Raw genomic sequence first — 16,230 nt, 5'->3', positions numbered from 1 at the left:
ACGGTTATCCTACGAATGCAATTTTCAGAATGGCGAAGAGACAGAGCCCCGCCATCAGGATCGAAAAGAACGTGTTCAGCATCAGCAGGGCGATCTTGGCGAATTCGCCATGAACGTAATCCTCGATGATGACCTGCATGCCGAGCCGCATATGAATGACGCCGGAAACGACCATCAGACCCATTACGACCGCAACAAGCGGGTTGGACAGGGCGTGAACCACATCGGCATAAGGCTCGCCGGCGTGAATGATCATGAAGATGATGAAGAAGAGAAAAAGCGGCACGTTGGCAACCGCCGTGACGCGCTGGCGCCAGAAATGATCAGTTCCTTCCTTGGCCGAGCCAAGGCCGCGAACCTTACCCAGGGGGGTGCGCATATCCATGAGAACAACCTTCAGAAGCGAATAAGGAAGCCGATCACCCAGACCAGCACGGTCAGACAGAGCGATATGACGATCGAAGCTTGAGCCATCTTGGTCGAGACTTCCTTGTCGAAGCCGTAACCGAGATCCCAGACGAAGTGACGGAAACCGCCAACCATGTGGTGCAGAAGCGCCCAGGTGTAGCCAAGCAGCACGAGCTTGCCGACGACGCTTCCGAGGATCCAGTTGACCCAGTCATAGTAGGCTTGGCCAGTCGCGGCGGCGATCAGCCACCAGGCGACCAGCAGCGTACCGACGTAAAGCGCGCCACCGGTAATACGGTGAACGATCGACATGACCATGGTGGGGATTGGTTTGTAAATTTGCAAATGCGGCGACAGGGGCCGGTTATTTGTCACATTCGCCATCAGAACCTCGCGGCGTCTTCTCTGCGCTCCTCCATCAGGGAGCATTCAAGGCGATCACACGAATGACAAATTTCTTTGTGTGCGTCGCATCAATGGCGACGTTTAATCACGTAAGCCCCTAACGACAAGTATAATTGCACCCCCAATTTAATTTAATCGATTTGCGTCTCTGGGTGGCGCGAACTGCGCTTGACGGCCTGGCCCGCGCTTGGCGCGAACGGCATGGCCAGACGTCTTCTGGACAATCGGCGGCTTTTGGCGCATTTTGCAGTTAACGCTTTGTTAAGCATTTCATTTTCGGAGATCCGCGCGATGCTGAAGTCTATGTCCGCGCTCGTTTCACTTGTCGCCGCTGTTTTGATCGCACTGCCGATGTCGGCGGACGATTTTGGGAGGGGTTCATTCTCTCGCCACGGTGGTAAGGGATTCTTCAGGCATCACGCACCCACGATCGTCGGTCGGCCTTTTTTTGGATGGAACGACGGACGCATCCGATTCTCGGATGGTTCCAAACGGTTCGGCCATCGCTTCGGTCGGACGCCCCTAATCAAGCCTGCGTCATTCCCGTATCGCGGCAATAGTGGTTATCGCGGTTATGGCGGACGCAACGTCATCGTCCTCGTTCAGTCGCCGACAGGCACAGGCGTAAGCGGCACCTATTCGGGATCGTCCTACGTGTATGACGCCGACGGCGGGACTTACGTCACAGCGAGCGGCTATAGCGTCGGTGCCCAGCAAAGAACCATTACCCTTGCGCCAATGGCCAAGGTGATCAACGTGACCACAAAGAGCAGCAGCTGCTCCTACGAGGCCGGCGTCTGCGTTATCAGGCCGTGAAGCGCCAAACGGTCGTTTTCTTCACCTCGCTGTCTTCAAGCGCCCGGGTAACCGGAACCTCGTAGACTGCGCAGAATTCCAGGTTCTCCTTGGGAAGATAGCTGCGTCCCGGATCCCCGACGAAGATGGCGATGCCTTGGCGACTGAGCATATTGAACCATGGAACGATCGCGGCCGCAAAGCCGGCGTCGTAGAAGACGTCGCCGGCGAGCAGAATGTCAGCCTCGACGTTGCGGCCGATCAGATCGGCACCGATAAAATCGATATCCGCCTTGTTCAGTTCGGCGTTCAGCCACACAGCGGTTTCGGTCCAGGGGTCGATGTCGGCGGCAACGACCTTCGCCGCTCCCGCGAGCTTTGCCGCAATCGCAACAAGGCCGGAACCCGTGGCAAAGTCGAGGACGCATTTGCCGGCAACGATATCAGGATGATCGAGTACGTAGCGTGCCAGCCCTTGGCCGCCCGCCCAGGCGAATGCCCAGAAAGGCGGCGGCAGGCCGATTTCCGCAAGCTCCTCTTCCGTCTTTAGCCATAGCTCGTGGGCTTCGTCCGCCAGATGCAGCCGAATTTCGGGCACATGCGGCGGCGCCATTGGACTGGTATTCGCGCGGATGAAGACCTCGGGTTCGGTTTTCAACGGCGGCTCACCGCGGCGGATTGTCGAGGCCACCCAGCCGGCAAATCTCGAGATACTCTTCGTCTGTTACCGGCTGGACCGAAAGCCGCATGGAAGTGACGAGCGACATCTTGGCAAACTTCTCGTTGGCCTTGATGTCCTTCAGCGAAACCGGCTTGGGGATATCGCAGACGGCGCGAATGTCGACGCAGTCCCAGCGGTCATCACCGGCTGCTGTCGAGTCCGGGTGAGACAGAGCGCAGACCTCGACGATACCGACGATCTCGAGACCTTCGTTGGAGTGGTAGAAGAACCCCTTATCGCCAAGCTGCATCGCCCGCATGTTGTTGCGGGCGAGATAGTTGCGGACACCGGTCCATTCGGTGCCCTTCTCGCCGGCCGCCTTCTGCTGCTCCCACGACCAGGAAGCGGGTTCTGATTTGTAGAGCCAATGCGCCACGCTCAAGCCTCCGGATTGTTGAAGACCCAATTGAAGGGCTTGATGTCGACGCTCTCAAAAAGGCCGGCCTTGGCGTAGGGGTCGCTGTCCGACAGCGCCTTCGCCGCTTCGATCGTATCGGCATGAATGATGACCAGGCTGCCGCAGGGCTTGCCATCAGCGTCGAGAAACGGGCCAGCCATCTTCAACACGCCCTCGGCATTGAGCTTGTTGAGATGTTCCACATGGGCGGGCCGCGCCTCCATGCGGACGTTGAGGTGATCGGGCTTATCCTTGCAGAGGAGGGCAAAAAGCATATCGGAACTCCTATTCAGTCGTAATCGGACGCGTCATGAGCTGATCGATGGCCTCGGCAATTCCGAGCTTGCCTTCGATGATAGCGGATACGGCATCGGTAATCGGCATGCTGACATTGAGCGACTGCGCAAGGCGCGACGCAACAGCCGCCGCAAAGGCGCCCTCTACGAGTTCGCCATGAGTGGGATCGACGGTCTCGCCGCGACCAAGGGCAATGCCGAAGCGCAGGTTACGAGATTGATGGCTGGTTGCCGTCAGCACCAGGTCGCCAAGGCCGGACAACCCGCGCACCGTGTCCGCCTGCCCGCCTTTGGCGACGACAAAACGCGACATCTCGGCAAGCCCGCGCGCAATCAGCGCCGCCCGCGCAGAGTCTCCGATACCGGCGCCTTCGACAATGCCGCAGGCGATCGCCAGAACGTTCTTCAGCGCTCCGCCGAGCTGGACGCCGATCCGGTCTGACGAGGCATAAAGCCGGAATGTTCGGCCAGAGATCGCATGCGCCAGCCTTTCGGCAACATCGATATCCGCAGCGGCGATCGCCATGGCAGTCGGCAAGCCCTTGGCGATATCGGCGGCAAATCCCGGCCCCGATAGCACGGCGATAGGGTGGCCCGGTATTTCGCGCTCCAGCATGTCGGTCAGCAGATTGCCGGTTGTCCGCTCAATGCCCTTTGCACAGGTCACGACGATCGCATTGTTCTGGAGATAGGGGCGGTATTGTCTTGCCGCATCCGCCTGCGCCTGTGAGGGCATCGCGAAGAGGACTATGTCGGCGTCGCTGATCGCGGCCGGCTCGGCAGAGAAGGCGAGCGACTCCGGCAAGGCGATGCCTGGCAAGACAGCGTCATGCAAATGCTCAGCCTTCAAGTCCGCGATCAGCTCAGGATCTCGGCCGACGAGCGTCACCGCATTGCGCTCGGTCAGCGCGATCACCGCGGCAAGCGCGGTTCCAAAAGCACCAGCTCCGATAACGGCGATCTTCTCGCTCATGCTTTCGCTCCCCGTTTGCCAAAGCCAAGCAGCGTTTCGGCGTTGGAATCCAGCGGCCAGCGCGAACGCGGCTGCACGTCGAGATCATCCGGCTCGACGCCTGTCGCCATGCGCTCCAGACCCGCCCAGGCGATCATCACGGCGTTATCGGTGCACAATCTGAGCGGCGGCGCGACAAAGCGAAAGCCATGCTTGTCGCAAAGCGACTGCAGGGTGCTGCGAACCTCCAGATTGGCAGCGACCCCGCCAGCAACCACAAGGGCCGGTCCGCCGTCGACCTGCGGAAACTCGGCCTTGAAGCGCTCCAGACCCCGGCCAATACGATCCTTCAGCGTTCGCGAGATCGCCTTCTGGAATGAGGCACAGATGTCCGCGACATCCTGCTCCGTCAATGGCGCGATTTCGGTTGCGGCCTGGCGTACGGCCGTCTTCAGGCCGGAAAACGAGAAATTCAGTTTCGCCTCGCCAACCAGAGGGCGCGGAAAGTTGAAGCGGTCCGGGTCACCGCTCTTGGCCGCGCGCTCGACCGCCGGTCCGCCTGGATACGGCAGGCTCAGCAACTTCGCCGTCTTGTCGAAAGCTTCGCCGAGGGCGTCGTCGATCGTCGTGCCCCAGCGCTCGTATTGCCCGACACCCCGGACAAGAATAAGCTGCGTATGGCCGCCGGAAACGAGCAGCATCAGATAGGGAAATGCGAGCCCATCCGTCAGCCGCGCCGTCAATGCGTGCCCTTCGAGATGGTTGACGGCATAGAGCGGTTTTCCGGACGCCTTGGCGATTGCCTTTCCGGTCATGAGGCCGACAAGCAGACCGCCGATCAGGCCAGGCCCCGAGGTTGCCGCGATGGCATCGATATCGGAGAGCGACACATTGGCGCGTTTCAAGGCTTCGTCGATCAGCGTATCGAGTGCCTCGACATGGGCGCGGGCCGCAATCTCCGGCACAACGCCGCCATAGGCGCTGTGCTCCTCGAGCTGGCTCAAGACGACGTCCGAACGCACCGTCGGCTGCCCGTCGACGGCTCGCTCGACCACAGCCGCGGCGGTTTCGTCGCAGCTTGTTTCGATGCCGAGAATACGCAGAAAGGGCGCCATGAAACCTGATCGTTGATTGCGATGGATCTTAAACCTGTTTACGAGGAACTCCGGTAACAACGGATCAATGCGGATGCAAACAAAACCTTTCCGGATCGGTACTCGAGGCAGCCCGCTGGCGCTTGCCCAGGCTCACGAGGCACGTGACAGGCTGATGGCGGCGCATGGACTGCCCGAAGCAATGTTCGAAATCGTCGTACTGAGCACCAAGGGCGATCGCATCACCGACCGTTCGCTGGCCCAGATCGGCGGCAAGGGACTTTTCACCGAAGAGCTGGAGCAGCAACTTGCGAGCGGCGACCTCGACATTGCCGTGCATTCCGCCAAGGACATGCCGACACAGCTTCCGGAGGGGCTCTGTCTTTCGGCCTTTCTGCCGCGCGAGGATGTCCGGGACGCGGTGATCGGACGCACTGCGCCAAAACTGATGGACCTGCCCCACGGCGCGACGGTCGGCTCCTCTTCGCTTCGCCGTCAGGCGCTTATCCGCCGCATGCGTCCAGACATCAACGTCATCACCTTTCGTGGCCTCGTCGATACGCGGCTTAGAAAGCTGCAAGAAGGCCAGGTCGACGCCACGCTGCTTGCGCTTGCCGGCTTGAAGCGGCTCGGCAAGGTCGAGGTGATAACCGATATCCTCCCTGCTGAAACCTTTCCGCCTGCGCCGGCACAGGGCGCCATCTGCATTGAAAGCCGCATCGGCGACACCCGCATCGATAGCCTGCTTGCGCCCATCAACGATGCCGCGACCTTCGACGCGGTTTCCTGTGAAAGGGCCTTCCTTGCCGCCTTGGACGGCTCCTGCCGCACGCCGATCGGCGGTTACGCCGTCTGCGAAGGCGACCAGGTCCGCTTCTCCGGCTTGATCATCACACCTGATGGCCGCAACCAGCATGCCATCAGCGTCGATGGCCACAGGCGCGATGCGGCCGCTTTGGGCACCCGCGCAGGGCAGGAGATCCGCGCCCGCGCCGGCAGCAGTTTCTTCGACGACTGGAGCTGATGTCCTAATGCGCGTGCTCGTGACCCGTCCTCAGCATTCGGGCGAGCGCACCGCCAAGCGTCTTCGCGAGCTAGGACACGAACCGATACTGCTGCCCCTGTCGCATCCGGTTCACGACGCCAACGCGGCGTTGCGCGGCTTGAGCACGACCAAGGGCAGCATCGCGATCACCAGTGCCGAAACGATCCGGGCGCTCACAGCCCATGACGCCGAGCTGGCCGTTCACCTCGCTCGCCCCCTCTTTGCGGTCGGTGATGCGACGGCTGAGGAAGCGCGGGCGATCGGCTTTAGCTCCGTCACGGCATCGGGCGGCAGCGGCGCCGAGCTTGCTGAGACGATTGCGAAAAAAGCAGGGGGCTCCGTTCTCTATCTGGCGGGATCGCCGAGAGCGGAGACCTTCGAGAAGCGTGCAAGCGAAATCGGCCTGCGGATTACCGTCGCGGAGTGCTACCGGATGGAGCCGACACCGATCGCGCCGCAAGCGCTGGACACAATCTTTGAGCAGCGGCCGGATGCGATCCTGTTTTTCTCGCGCCAGACAGCAGAAGACTTCTTCCGTGTCGCTGAGCCGCAGATGCGACCCGATCGGGTAGACGGAATACGTCTTCTCTGCCTCAGCAAATCCGTTGCAGAGATGGTCCCCGCGTCGCTGCGGGGCGCTGTGAGCATCGCGGCGATGCCGGAGGAGCGCAGCCTTTTGTCGCTCCTTTGAACGCGCTGCGTGCCCAAATTTCGTCTAACCTCTTTCCTTGTCTGGCATCACTGACTAGTTTCGTTGCATTGCATAATTAAGAGGGTCTCATGGCACCAGGAAATCCGCCTCGCCACTCGAAGAGCACCGAGAAGCCGGTCACTATCGATCTGGATAAGCAGGAATTTGCTTCTGCCAAGGATGCCGAGACGAAAGCCGAGGAACCGGCCGATGTGCCGAAACCCGGTGCCGTGGATGAGCCTCAAGCGCAGCCTGAATTGACCGACGAGCCATCGCCTGACGAAGCGCCAAAGGCTGCAGCCGAACCCGCACCCGAAACGAGCGAGCCGGCACCGCCAGCACCGCCCACCTTCCCGCGCAACAGCACATCGGGCCTGATCGCCGCCGGCATTGTCGGCGGCCTGATCGCACTTGTCGGCGCCGGAGCCATTCAATATGCCGGGTTTCTGCCCGGCTCGTCCGCGCCTGCTTCACCCCCTGCCGATGTCTCCAATCTCTCGGCTGAAATCGACGGGCTCAAGCAATCGGTCGCCAATCTCGCCGCTGCCCCCTCCACGCCAGATAACGGCGCGCTGGAACAGCGTATTGCTGCGCTGGAAGTGACGGCCAAGACCCTGCCGGCTGCTGCCGACACGGCTGCGGTCGATGCTTTCAATCAGAAGATCGCCGACCTGACCGGCCAGATCGACCAGCTGCGGGCCGCGGTCTCCCAGACAACGGAACAAAAAGCCGCCGACGGCGCCGATATCACGCAACACCTGGCCGAAATCGAGAAGAAACTGAACGAGCCGCGGCGCGACGTTGCCGTCGCCAAGGCCATCGCGGCCGCCGCTTTGAAGGCGGCGATCGATCGCGGCGGACCGTTCGTCGCCGAGCTCGACACCTTTGCCGGCGTCTCTCCTGACGATCCGGCCGTTGCAGATCTGCGCAACTTCGCCGAAACCGGCGTTCCCTCGCGCGCCGAACTGATCCGCCAGGTCCCGGATGTTGCAACCGCCATCGTCGGTTCCGTCAATCAGGCCGCTCCCGACCAGATTTGGTCCGACCGGTTGATGGCAAGCGCCAAGTCGCTGGTAACGATCCGCCCCGTCGGCAATATTGAGGGTGAGAGCGTCGAGGCAATTGCCGCGCGCATGGAAGACAAGGTGAAGAACGGCGACCTGCAGGGCGCCGCGTCCGAATGGGCCGATCTGCCTGCTCAGGCAAAACAGGCCTCCGCCGCTTTCAAGCAATCGCTGGAAGCCCGCATCCGCGTCGAGGATCTTGTGGGCAGCGCCCTGTCCAACGCGGTCTCCAGCGCCGGCAAGGAGGGCTGAGGCATGGTCAGGCTCGTCATATTTGCCCTCGTCGTCCTCGCACTAGGCTGCGGATTTTCCTGGCTGGCAGATCGCCCGGGCGATCTTTCGCTGGTCTGGGAAGGGCAGCTTTACCAGACCCGGCTGGTCGTGGCGGCAAGCGCCCTGATCGCGCTCATCGCGGCCGTGATGGCCGCGTGGTGGCTGCTGCGCACACTCTGGACGTCGCCCTACTCCGTCACTCGCTATTTCCGTGCCCGCAAGCGCGACCGCGGTTATCAGGCTCTGTCGACTGGCCTGATCGCGGCTGGTGCCGGCAATGCGCTGATGGCGCGCAAGATGGCCGCCCGTTCGCAAGGATTGCTCCGCGCCGATCAGGAGCCGCTGATCGCCCTCCTTGAGGCGCAGGCGGCGCTGATCGAAGGTCGCCACGACGAAGCGCGCGCCAAGTTCGAGGCGATGACCAATGATCCCGAGACCCGCGAGCTCGGGCTGCGCGGACTGTATCTGGAAGCCAAGCGGCTCGGCGCCAATGAGGCGGCGCGTCAATATGCGGAAAAGGCCGCGGACAACGCGCCCTATCTGCCTTGGGCAGCACAGGCAACGCTTGAGTATCGCAGCCAGGCGGGTCGCTGGGATGATGCGATGCGACTGCTGGAACAACAAAGGGCTGGCCGCGTCATCGAAAAGGCTGAGGCGGATCGGCTTCGCGCGGTTCTGCTTACCGCCCGCGCCACCGAGAAGCTCGAGAACGATCCGGCGGGAGCACGCGACGACGCCACGCATGCCCTGAAGCTCGCCGCCGACTTCGAGCCTGCCGCGATTGTCGCCGCGAAGGCGCTGTTCCGCGAAGACAAGCTGCGCAAGGCGGCATCCATCCTCGAACAGGCATGGAAATCGGCCCCGCACCCGGACATCGGCCGCACCTATGTTCGCGCCCGCAGCGGCGATTCTGCCGCTGATCGCCTGAAGCGCGCCGAGCGACTGGAGGGGATACGGCCGAACAACGTCGAATCCCTGCTTCTCGTGGCGCAGGCTGCCCTCGACACGCAGGATTTCGCCAAGGCCCGCACCAAGGCGGAGGCTGCCGCCCGGATTGAGCCGCGCGAAGCAACCTTCCTGCTGCTCGCGGACATCGAAGAAGCCGAAACGGGTGATCAGGGCCGCGTTCGCCACTGGCTTGCCCAAGCCCTCAAGGCGCCGCGCGACCCGGCATGGGTCGCCGATGGTTACGTTTCCGACAAATGGTTGCCGCTTTCGCCTATTACCGGTCGGCTGGATGCCTTCGTCTGGAAGGCACCGTTCGACCATGTGGATAATGTTGCCGATGAAAGCAAGACGATCTCCATAGACCGCGCCCTGAAAACGCTGCCGCCGGTGCGCGAAGCTCGCTCCGAAGGCCCGGCCAGCGATCACCGCATCATCGAACTCGAGCGGGCTGCCACGATAGCTGAGGCGGCGCGTCCATCGCCGAAACCGCCGGCATCAAGCAAGCAGGCGGCGGAAGCTGCAACTTCACCCGAACCGCGCCCCTTCTTTGGCGGCCTGCCGGACGATCCCGGCGTTCGCAATCCAGCGGCGGAGCCAGAACCCAAGACACGGCTTCGCCTTTTCTAGACAAACAGGATCTAAATGTTCGAACGCTTCCAGGAATTCTTTCAGAATCTGACTTCCGACAACACAAAGAAAGGCTTCGCGCCGGACGACCCGCGCATCGCGGTGGCCGCGCTCTGTATGCAGGTCATGGAGGCGGACGGGCAGGTCAAGGACAGTGAGACGAAGCGGCTTCGCAAGCTGTTGAAGGACCAGTACGGGCTTGACCGCAAGCAACTCGACGCGCTGATGGCCGCGGGCCGTGAGGCGGAAAGCGATGCCGTCGACTACTACCGCTTCACGTCGGATCTCAAGCGCCACCTCAACACGGAACAGCGGCTCGAGCTGATTGGGGTCCTCTGGGACATTGTCTATGCCGATGGCGAGCGCAGCGAAATGGAAGATGATGCAATCTGGCGCATTGCCGAACTCCTCGGTGTTTCCGCGCGCGAGCGGATCCAGAAGCGGCAGGAAGCAGCACGACGGGTCACGGATACCGAGGTAGTGGGGGACGATGCCGACTGACCGCTTACCGGAGCACGAGAAGCGCCCAGTCCTGATTGTTCTGCATCAGGAGCGCTCGAGCGCTGGCCGGGTCGGTCAGCTGCTGGCCGAGAAAAGGTATCGGCTCGATATCCGGCGCCCGGTTCTCGGCGACAAACTGCCCTCCACACTTGCAGAGCATGCGGGCGCCGTTGTCTTCGGCGGCCCGATGAGTGCCAACGATACCGAGGACTTCGTCAAGTCGGAGATCAACTGGCTGGACGTGCCGCTCAGGGAGAAGCGCCCGCTACTCGGGATCTGCCTCGGCGCACAGATGCTGGTGAGGCAGCTCGGCGGCAAGGTTCAGGCGAACGCCGATGGTTCCACGGAGATCGGTTGGTATCCGCTGCGCCCGACGGAGAAAGGCCGGCTGCTGATGCACTGGCCGAGGATGGTTTACCACTTTCATCGCGAAGGGTTTGACCTGCCGCATGGTGCCGAACTGCTGGCTGAGGGCGATACCTATCCCAATCAGGCGTTTCGCTACGGCGGCCATGCCTGGGGGCTGCAGTTCCATGCCGAGCTGACACGCGCGATGATGCACCGCTGGGTGGTTCACGGCGCCCACCGCTTCATTCTTCCCAATGCGCAGCAGGGTCGTGAGCATCTGGAAGGACGTATGCTCTTCGACGCGCCGCTGAAGGCATGGCTGAACGAGTTCCTCGACATCGTCTTCGAGGGCAAGACGTCCAAATCCGTCGCAGCAGCCAAGGCCGCCACACTTCCCGCCTAGACGGGTGCGCCAGGCACCGCGTCGTGCTAAGGTCGGCGCGTACCATCACTCTGGCTATATTCACCAGCAGGAATGCGTTCCGATCCACGACCCGGTCTTGGAATTGCCGCGCGCGCAATGACGGACCAAAGCTATGTCCGGAGGAATTCCATGGCCAACTATGAGCAGAGACTTGCCGCGATGGGATTGGTTCTACCGCAGCCCCTGAAACTGCCCTCCAACATGGTCCTTCCTTTTCCGTGGGTGAATGTGCGCGGCAATCGCGCATTCGTCTCAGGCCATGGCCCGCAGAATACCGATGGAACACCTGCCGGCCCGTTTGGAGCCGTCGGTGAAAACATCTCCATCGAGGAGGCCAAGGCATCTGCGCGGAAAGTCGCGCTTTCCATGTTGGGCAGCCTGAAGCGGGAGCTGGGTAGTCTCGATCGCATTACTGGCTGGTGTCGTGTGTTCGGCATGGTCAATTGCGCGCCCCGCTTTGCCAATCCGCCAGCCGTAATCAACGGCTTCACCGAGCTGATCATCGAGGTATTTGGACCTGAGGTGGGCAGTCACTCCCGATCCGCGATTGGCGTTGCCGGTCTGCCGCTGAACTTTCCGGTCGAAATCGAAGCGGAAGTCATCGTCTCGACCTGAAGGCCGTCACACCGGCTCCAGCCGCTCCGGCGCATCAAGCGTGTCGATCTTGCGCAGCTTCGGAAAGCTCGTGGCCCAAATTGCCGCGACGGCAAGCGTTCCGATGCCGCCGATAATAACCGCAGGGACGGCGCCGAAAATGGAAGCCATCGTGCCCGCGCGGAATTCGCCGAGTTCGTTGGAGGCACCAACGAAGACCATGTTGACGGCATTGACACGGCCGCGCAGTTCGTCCGGCGTCCAGAGCGCGATCAGGCTCTCCCGCACATAGACGGAAATCATGTCGGCCGCACCCATGATGGCGAGCGCCGCGATCGACAGCTCCGTGCTGGTCGAAAATCCGAAAACGATCGTACCGATGCCGAACAGGGCAACGCCGATGAACATGGCAATGCCGGCACTGTGCTTGAGCGGATAGGCGGCGAGAAAAATCGCCATGGCGATCGCGCCGACCCCGGGTGCCGCGCGCAGGAGACCGAGCCCCCAGGGCCCGAGTGTCAGGATATCGCGCGCAAAGATCGGCATCAGCGCCGTCGCACCGCCGAGGAGCACCGCGAAGAGATCGAGCGATATGGCACCCAGCACGACTTTCTCGGCACGAATGTAGCGGAAGCCGCCGAGGATCATATCCCAGCTCTTGGCTTCACCCATCGTCTTCTGCGGCGGCTTGGGGATCATGTAGAGCAGCGCTGCGCCAAGAGCAGCGAAGATGACCGCGACCGTATAGGCTGTATGAGGGTTGATGCCATACAAAAGACCACCGAGAACGGGGCCCGTGATCGCCGCCAGCTGCCATGAAGACGAATTCCAGGCGATGGCGTTTGACAGATCCTCCGGCGGCACAAGGTTCGGCGCCAGCGATTGCACAGCCGGCGACATGAAGGCGCGCTCGATGCCGAAAACCAGCAGGACGGCAAATACCGGCAACGGCGAGAACGTCCCTGTGATCGTCATCAATAGCAGCGCCAGCGTGCACAAGGCGCTGATGAGCGAGCAGATGGCGGCGATCGCACGTCGATTGTGCCGGTCGGCTACGGATCCGGTGACAAGGATCAGGACCAGCGAAGGCAGAAATTGCACTAGGCCTATCAGTCCGAGATAGATGGCACTGCCGGTCTGGTCGTACATCTGCCAGCCGACGGCCACACTGACGATCTGCTGCGAAAAAGACAGCAGAAACCGCGCGAAAAAGAACCGGGTGTAAGACGGATACCGGAACGCGGCAAAACGATCTCCGGTTGGCGAAAAAGACATGGAGACTTTCCAGAAAACAGGCCAGACGCCAACGCACGACGCCGCTGTTAAACATGATTTACAATGCGTTTCGAGACAGCACTTGCCGGTTTAGTCGCCAATGTCTACATGTCTGTCAACAACGAACTGGAGATTGCAATGCTTGCGCTTTTTCAAACCATTGATTTGGCTTTGAATCTCTACACTTGGGTGCTGATCGCCAGCGCTATTTTTTCCTGGCTGTATGCGTTCAACGTAATCAACTCCAGCAATCAGTTCGTCAATTCGGTTGGCATGTTCCTCTACAATGTGACGGAACCGCTGCTGCGTCCGATCCGCCGCGTACTGCCAAATCTCGGCGGCATCGACATCTCACCGATCATTTTGCTGCTGATCATCTTCTTCGTGCGCTCTCTGATGTGGAATTCAATCTTCCCGCTGGTGGCATGAGCCAGCCCTGGGCGGCGTTCAACGACCACATTGCTCTGACCGTTCGTCTGACGCCGAGTGGCGGACGCGACGCAATCGACGGCGTGGAGACAGACGCCGAGGGCAAAGCCCATCTCAAAGCCAGAGTGACTGCCGTTCCCGAGAAGGGCAAGGCGAACAAGGCGTTGATCGAGTTCTTGGCGAAATCGCTTCGCATCGCAAAGTCATCGGTCAGCCTCGCCTCAGGCGAAATGTCGCGCAAAAAAATCCTCCGGATCGACGGCGACCCGGAGGATTTGATCAGGAAATTACAAACTCTTCTCGAAAGCTGATCAGGCCTTTGCCTTCTTGGCGCGTTCGATCGCCTCGAGGATCAGTGCGCCGGCTTCCTTGGAATCACCCCAACCGAAGATCTTCACCCACTTGCCGGGTTCGAGATCCTTGTAGTGCTCGAAGAAGTGCTCGATCTGCTTCAGCGTGATCTCGGGAAGGTCGGTGTAGTCGTTCACCTTCTCGTAGCGCAGCGTCAGCTTCGGCGACGGCACGGCGATGATCTTCTCGTCCTTACCGGAATTGTCTTCCATCTTGAGAACGCCGATCGGGCGCACGTTGATGACGCAGCCCGGAACAAGCGGACGCGTGCTGGCGATGAGGACGTCGATCGGATCGCCGTCTTCCGAAAGCGTGTGCGGCACGAAGCCGTAGTTGCCCGGATAGGTCATCGGCGTATAGAGGAAGCGATCAACAACCAGCGTACCGGCTTCCTTGTCCATCTCGTACTTGATCGGATGGCCGCCGACGGGCACCTCAACGATTACGTTGACATCTTCCGGCGGGTTCTTGCCGATGGAAATCGCGTCAATGCGCATAGAGCTTCCCTTTAACGGTTAAGTCGATGGTTGCCAGATACTGGGAATCATCCCGCAACGCAACACGCCAATGTGGATTGGCCCGTCTAAGAGGACCGTCAAGGTGACACGCGACTTCTCTGCTGTTCGCTTGCAAGAGGCGGAGCGGATCCGAACGACACCCCCTGTCGGCCTGACAGTAGATGGCGCAGGTAATCACCGAGTCGGCTCAATCCTGCCCATAATCGCTGACCAAGCATGATGCGACGCTGGAGCTGATAGGCAAGTATGCCGCTAATAGACCGGACACGACCGATACTGCGACCGGTAGCGGCGCGGTAAAAGTCGCGGGATTGGCGCGATCAAACAGGCCTCCGGCAGAATCCGGTGCAGTAGGTAAATGTGATAGCTCGCCGCAGCGATCGAGACCAGCGCGGCGGCAAGCATTGCGGGCAGCTTGGACCGAGACACGTAAAGAAGGACTGCAAGTACCGGCAACGGCATACCATAGAGGACCCATGACCCTGCCCAGTTTCTGCCGGTATAGGAGCGAGACGGGCCGCTTCAGTCCATGAAAGCCATTCTGGAGAAGTAGGCTATGTCGATTTACGTGGGCCCTTGTCGATGAGCAGCGCGCATTTGATGCGTCAGCGGTTCGAATACCTTCAAGAGCATCATTTTTTAAAACGGCTTAAGTAGCTCGGCCGCATCAGTCCCGAGCGCTTTGGCGAGCTTGTCGACGACTTCGATGGTAGGGCTGTAGACTGCTCTCTCCAGTGAGCTAACGTACGTTCGATCAATGTCGGCTTTGTAAGCGAGGTCCTCCTGCGACAGGCCCTTGGCCTGACGCATCCGCCTCAAGTTTCGCGCGAATGTCTCCCGAATTTCCATCTAAGCAGGAAAATTCTTGTGGAGTATTTCTCCACGGAGTATACTCTACAAAATCGCTGTCGAGTGATTTTATTGGCCTGGAGGAGCACAACAAGTGGAACTGCGCCAACTCTCCTATTTCAAAGCAGTGGCCGAGGAACTGCACTTCGGCCGTGCGGCAGCCAGGATGCACATTGCCCAGCCGGCCCTCAGCAATCATGTGATGTCGCTGGAAAGGGAGCTTGGCTGTCCGCTGTTCATCCGCTCGACCAGAAGGGTGGAACTGACGAGGGCAGGCGAGACCTTCTACGATCGCTGTGTGCGGATCCTGAGCGACATCGACCTGACCACCGAACTGACCCGGGCAGCCGGCGGCAGCCGCATCCGCCAGATCAGGATCGGCAGTATCTACCCGGCCACCATGGGCATGCTGCCAACCTTCCTTGCCAAGATCGCCCGCAAGTATCCCGATGTCCGCATCCACATCGCGTCGGGCAATACCGGCGAGATCATCCGCGGCCTGGAGACCGGCCAGCTCAATCTGGGCTTCATCCGCCCGGTGGAAAACATCGGCTCGTTACGCTTCGTCTCGCTTGCCCATGAGCGCTACTACCTGGCGGTTGGCCATGCCAATCCGCTGGCCGCCAAGGAGGAGATCAGCATCGACGATCTGCGCAACCAGAAGATCATCGCCTTTTCCCGGCAGAACCTGTCCTTCACCGAACGGTACTTCAATGAGAAGTTCGCCGAATACGACCTCACCGCCAACATTGCCTTCAGCTGCGATGACACCTATGCGCTGGTGTCGCTGGTCTCTGCCGGGCTTGGCATCGGCTTTGCGCCGGAATGGACGCTTGATCTTCCCAATCGCGGCTTTGAGCTGAAGAAGGTAAGCGGGATCGACTTTAGGATCGGGCTTGGGATCGCCTGGAACAAAGAAGATCCAACCGCTGGTCGCGACGATATCGTCGACATCGCACGGTCGCTCGCTCGGCGCTGACGTTGCAGCTCGTCCGGCGCGACGAGCGGCGTATCTCCATGTCGAGCAAACTGGCGCAGTTCCCCTTCGTACGTGAACTCTGCCGAAATCAACACATTGCCTGTCACAGGAAGGATTGGTGCCGTTTCAGGGGCTCAAATGGAGAATTGCCGTGCAGCGATGGCGGCTGACTTCGGAGAGCGATTTACGGCGGGCGACGAATTCGCGCAGTATCGGCGGAAGAAGTCCTTGCTGAACCGGCCAATT

21 protein-coding genes are annotated in these 16,230 nt (G+C 60.8%); 11 read left to right on the top strand and 10 right to left on the bottom strand.

Annotation, left to right across the window (positions count from 1 at the left end; translation table 11 throughout):
* Window positions 1-4: 4 nt before the first annotated feature.
* Together sdhD and sdhC are read right to left on the bottom strand one after the other, a co-directional pair.
* Entirely contained in the window at window positions 5-385 is a 381-nt protein-coding gene (gene sdhD / locus IB248_RS14240; RefSeq protein ID WP_018855756.1) for a succinate dehydrogenase, hydrophobic membrane anchor protein, read from the bottom strand.
* Between the two features lie 11 nt (window positions 386-396).
* Window positions 397-792: a succinate dehydrogenase, cytochrome b556 subunit gene (sdhC, locus tag IB248_RS14235; RefSeq protein WP_025658184.1), complete on the bottom strand. Its 396-nt coding sequence runs from the start codon at window positions 790-792 to the stop codon at window positions 397-399.
* A gap of 312 nt (window positions 793-1,104) precedes the next feature.
* On the opposite strand from sdhC, the gene IB248_RS14230 reads away from it, so the two are divergent.
* Window positions 1,105-1,629, top strand: coding sequence for a hypothetical protein (locus IB248_RS14230; protein WP_018855758.1), 525 nt, complete (start codon window positions 1,105-1,107; stop codon window positions 1,627-1,629).
* On the opposite strand, the gene IB248_RS14225 is transcribed toward IB248_RS14230, so the two are convergent.
* From IB248_RS14225 to tsaD, 5 genes are read right to left on the bottom strand one after another with little or no spacing between them, the layout of a single operon-like run.
* On the bottom strand, window positions 1,619-2,266 hold the full coding sequence (locus IB248_RS14225; protein ID WP_113471993.1) for a methyltransferase: 648 nt from the start codon (window positions 2,264-2,266) through the stop codon (window positions 1,619-1,621). The two genes, IB248_RS14230 and IB248_RS14225, sit on opposite strands and share 11 nt — an antisense overlap.
* Window positions 2,267-2,273: 7 nt before the next feature.
* Window positions 2,274-2,705 carry an EVE domain-containing protein gene (locus tag IB248_RS14220; RefSeq protein ID WP_025658181.1) on the bottom strand — a complete coding sequence of 144 codons (432 nt, stop codon included), beginning with the start codon at window positions 2,703-2,705 and terminating at the stop codon, window positions 2,274-2,276.
* Window positions 2,706-2,707: 2 nt separating this feature from the next.
* Window positions 2,708-3,001 carry a YciI-like protein gene (locus IB248_RS14215; RefSeq protein WP_018855761.1) on the bottom strand — a complete coding sequence of 98 codons (294 nt, stop codon included), beginning with the start codon at window positions 2,999-3,001 and terminating at the stop codon, window positions 2,708-2,710.
* A 10-nt stretch (window positions 3,002-3,011) separates the two neighbouring features.
* Window positions 3,012-3,995, bottom strand: a complete 984-nt coding sequence (locus tag IB248_RS14210; protein ID WP_018855762.1) for an NAD(P)H-dependent glycerol-3-phosphate dehydrogenase — start codon at window positions 3,993-3,995, stop codon at window positions 3,012-3,014.
* On the bottom strand, window positions 3,992-5,089 hold the full coding sequence (gene tsaD, locus IB248_RS14205) for a tRNA (adenosine(37)-N6)-threonylcarbamoyltransferase complex transferase subunit TsaD (protein ID WP_018855763.1): 1,098 nt from the start codon (window positions 5,087-5,089) through the stop codon (window positions 3,992-3,994). Before tsaD ends, IB248_RS14210 begins: the two co-directional genes overlap by 4 nt.
* A 73-nt stretch (window positions 5,090-5,162) precedes the next feature.
* Between tsaD and hemC the strand changes: the two genes are divergently transcribed.
* The 7 genes from hemC (at window position 5,163) to IB248_RS14170 (ending at window position 11,604) form a co-directional block, all read left to right on the top strand.
* Window positions 5,163-6,092 carry a hydroxymethylbilane synthase gene (gene hemC / locus IB248_RS14200; RefSeq protein ID WP_018855764.1) on the top strand — a complete coding sequence of 310 codons (930 nt, stop codon included), beginning with the start codon at window positions 5,163-5,165 and terminating at the stop codon, window positions 6,090-6,092.
* Window positions 6,093-6,099: 7 nt separating this feature from the next.
* A complete protein-coding gene (locus IB248_RS14195; RefSeq protein WP_113471987.1) occupies window positions 6,100-6,804 on the top strand; it encodes a uroporphyrinogen-III synthase in 705 nt (234 codons plus the stop codon).
* Between the two features lie 89 nt (window positions 6,805-6,893).
* Window positions 6,894-8,120: a COG4223 family protein gene (locus IB248_RS14190; RefSeq protein ID WP_192241117.1), complete on the top strand. Its 1,227-nt coding sequence runs from the start codon at window positions 6,894-6,896 to the stop codon at window positions 8,118-8,120.
* Window positions 8,121-8,123: 3 nt separating this feature from the next.
* Complete coding sequence (locus IB248_RS14185; RefSeq protein ID WP_169681400.1) at window positions 8,124-9,716, top strand: heme biosynthesis protein HemY; 1,593 nt, start codon at window positions 8,124-8,126, stop codon at window positions 9,714-9,716.
* 15 nt (window positions 9,717-9,731) lie between these two features.
* Entirely contained in the window at window positions 9,732-10,217 is a 486-nt protein-coding gene (locus IB248_RS14180) for a TerB family tellurite resistance protein (RefSeq protein ID WP_018855768.1), read from the top strand.
* Window positions 10,207-10,968, top strand: a complete 762-nt coding sequence (locus IB248_RS14175) for a glutamine amidotransferase (RefSeq protein WP_169681401.1) — start codon at window positions 10,207-10,209, stop codon at window positions 10,966-10,968. Before IB248_RS14180 ends, IB248_RS14175 begins: the two co-directional genes overlap by 11 nt.
* A gap of 150 nt (window positions 10,969-11,118) precedes the next feature.
* Window positions 11,119-11,604: a RidA family protein gene (locus IB248_RS14170; RefSeq protein WP_018855770.1), complete on the top strand. Its 486-nt coding sequence runs from the start codon at window positions 11,119-11,121 to the stop codon at window positions 11,602-11,604.
* A 6-nt stretch (window positions 11,605-11,610) separates the two neighbouring features.
* On the opposite strand, the gene IB248_RS14165 is transcribed toward IB248_RS14170, so the two are convergent.
* A complete protein-coding gene (locus IB248_RS14165; RefSeq protein WP_062374159.1) occupies window positions 11,611-12,858 on the bottom strand; it encodes an MFS transporter in 1,248 nt (415 codons plus the stop codon).
* A gap of 138 nt (window positions 12,859-12,996) precedes the next feature.
* Between IB248_RS14165 and IB248_RS14160 the strand changes: the two genes are divergently transcribed.
* On the top strand, window positions 12,997-13,287 hold the full coding sequence (locus tag IB248_RS14160) for a YggT family protein (protein WP_016556606.1): 291 nt from the start codon (window positions 12,997-12,999) through the stop codon (window positions 13,285-13,287).
* Complete coding sequence (locus IB248_RS14155; protein WP_018855773.1) at window positions 13,284-13,598, top strand: DUF167 domain-containing protein; 315 nt, start codon at window positions 13,284-13,286, stop codon at window positions 13,596-13,598. The genes IB248_RS14160 and IB248_RS14155 overlap by 4 nt, the downstream gene beginning before the upstream one ends.
* Here IB248_RS14155 and ppa read toward each other — a convergent pair whose 3' ends face one another.
* Entirely contained in the window at window positions 13,599-14,135 is a 537-nt protein-coding gene (ppa, locus tag IB248_RS14150; RefSeq protein ID WP_018855774.1) for an inorganic diphosphatase, read from the bottom strand. It lies immediately after the preceding gene.
* Window positions 14,136-14,795: 660 nt separating this feature from the next.
* Window positions 14,796-15,005 (bottom strand): helix-turn-helix transcriptional regulator, encoded by a 210-nt coding sequence (locus tag IB248_RS14145; RefSeq protein WP_018855775.1) that lies wholly within the window; start codon window positions 15,003-15,005, stop codon window positions 14,796-14,798.
* Window positions 15,006-15,099: 94 nt separating this feature from the next.
* On the opposite strand from IB248_RS14145, the gene IB248_RS14140 reads away from it, so the two are divergent.
* Complete coding sequence (locus IB248_RS14140) at window positions 15,100-15,984, top strand: LysR family transcriptional regulator (protein WP_192241116.1); 885 nt, start codon at window positions 15,100-15,102, stop codon at window positions 15,982-15,984.
* The last annotated feature ends 246 nt before the right edge of the window (window positions 15,985-16,230 follow it).

Origin of the sequence: Rhizobium sp. RHZ01, from assembly GCF_014851595.1 — a bacterium.
In the GTDB taxonomy this organism is placed as follows: domain Bacteria; phylum Pseudomonadota; class Alphaproteobacteria; order Rhizobiales; family Rhizobiaceae; genus Rhizobium; species Rhizobium altiplani.
Note: the sequence above shows the minus strand (reverse complement) of the source record. Positions and strands in the feature narration are given on the sequence as shown.

What these genes read in the sequence shown, in the direction of transcription:
- IB248_RS14165 (WP_062374159.1), bottom strand. Translation starts at nt 12,858, where the DNA reads ATGTCTTTTTCGCCAACCGGAGATCGTTTTGCCGCGTTCCGGTATCCG.
- IB248_RS14160 (WP_016556606.1), top strand. Translation starts at nt 12,997, where the DNA reads ATGCTTGCGCTTTTTCAAACCATTGATTTGGCTTTGAATCTCTACACT.
- IB248_RS14190 (WP_192241117.1), top strand. Translation starts at nt 6,894, where the DNA reads ATGGCACCAGGAAATCCGCCTCGCCACTCGAAGAGCACCGAGAAGCCG.
- IB248_RS14210 (WP_018855762.1), bottom strand. Translation starts at nt 3,995, where the DNA reads ATGAGCGAGAAGATCGCCGTTATCGGAGCTGGTGCTTTTGGAACCGCG.
- IB248_RS14170 (WP_018855770.1), top strand. Translation starts at nt 11,119, where the DNA reads ATGGCCAACTATGAGCAGAGACTTGCCGCGATGGGATTGGTTCTACCG.
- IB248_RS14175 (WP_169681401.1), top strand. Translation starts at nt 10,207, where the DNA reads ATGCCGACTGACCGCTTACCGGAGCACGAGAAGCGCCCAGTCCTGATT.
- ppa (WP_018855774.1), bottom strand. Translation starts at nt 14,135, where the DNA reads ATGCGCATTGACGCGATTTCCATCGGCAAGAACCCGCCGGAAGATGTC.
- sdhD (WP_018855756.1), bottom strand. Translation starts at nt 385, where the DNA reads ATGGATATGCGCACCCCCCTGGGTAAGGTTCGCGGCCTTGGCTCGGCC.
- hemC (WP_018855764.1), top strand. Translation starts at nt 5,163, where the DNA reads ATGCAAACAAAACCTTTCCGGATCGGTACTCGAGGCAGCCCGCTGGCG.
- IB248_RS14155 (WP_018855773.1), top strand. Translation starts at nt 13,284, where the DNA reads ATGAGCCAGCCCTGGGCGGCGTTCAACGACCACATTGCTCTGACCGTT.
- IB248_RS14215 (WP_018855761.1), bottom strand. Translation starts at nt 3,001, where the DNA reads ATGCTTTTTGCCCTCCTCTGCAAGGATAAGCCCGATCACCTCAACGTC.
- IB248_RS14195 (WP_113471987.1), top strand. Translation starts at nt 6,100, where the DNA reads ATGCGCGTGCTCGTGACCCGTCCTCAGCATTCGGGCGAGCGCACCGCC.
- IB248_RS14145 (WP_018855775.1), bottom strand. Translation starts at nt 15,005, where the DNA reads ATGGAAATTCGGGAGACATTCGCGCGAAACTTGAGGCGGATGCGTCAG.
- sdhC (WP_025658184.1), bottom strand. Translation starts at nt 792, where the DNA reads ATGGCGAATGTGACAAATAACCGGCCCCTGTCGCCGCATTTGCAAATT.
- tsaD (WP_018855763.1), bottom strand. Translation starts at nt 5,089, where the DNA reads ATGGCGCCCTTTCTGCGTATTCTCGGCATCGAAACAAGCTGCGACGAA.
- IB248_RS14230 (WP_018855758.1), top strand. Translation starts at nt 1,105, where the DNA reads ATGCTGAAGTCTATGTCCGCGCTCGTTTCACTTGTCGCCGCTGTTTTG.
- IB248_RS14180 (WP_018855768.1), top strand. Translation starts at nt 9,732, where the DNA reads ATGTTCGAACGCTTCCAGGAATTCTTTCAGAATCTGACTTCCGACAAC.
- IB248_RS14185 (WP_169681400.1), top strand. Translation starts at nt 8,124, where the DNA reads ATGGTCAGGCTCGTCATATTTGCCCTCGTCGTCCTCGCACTAGGCTGC.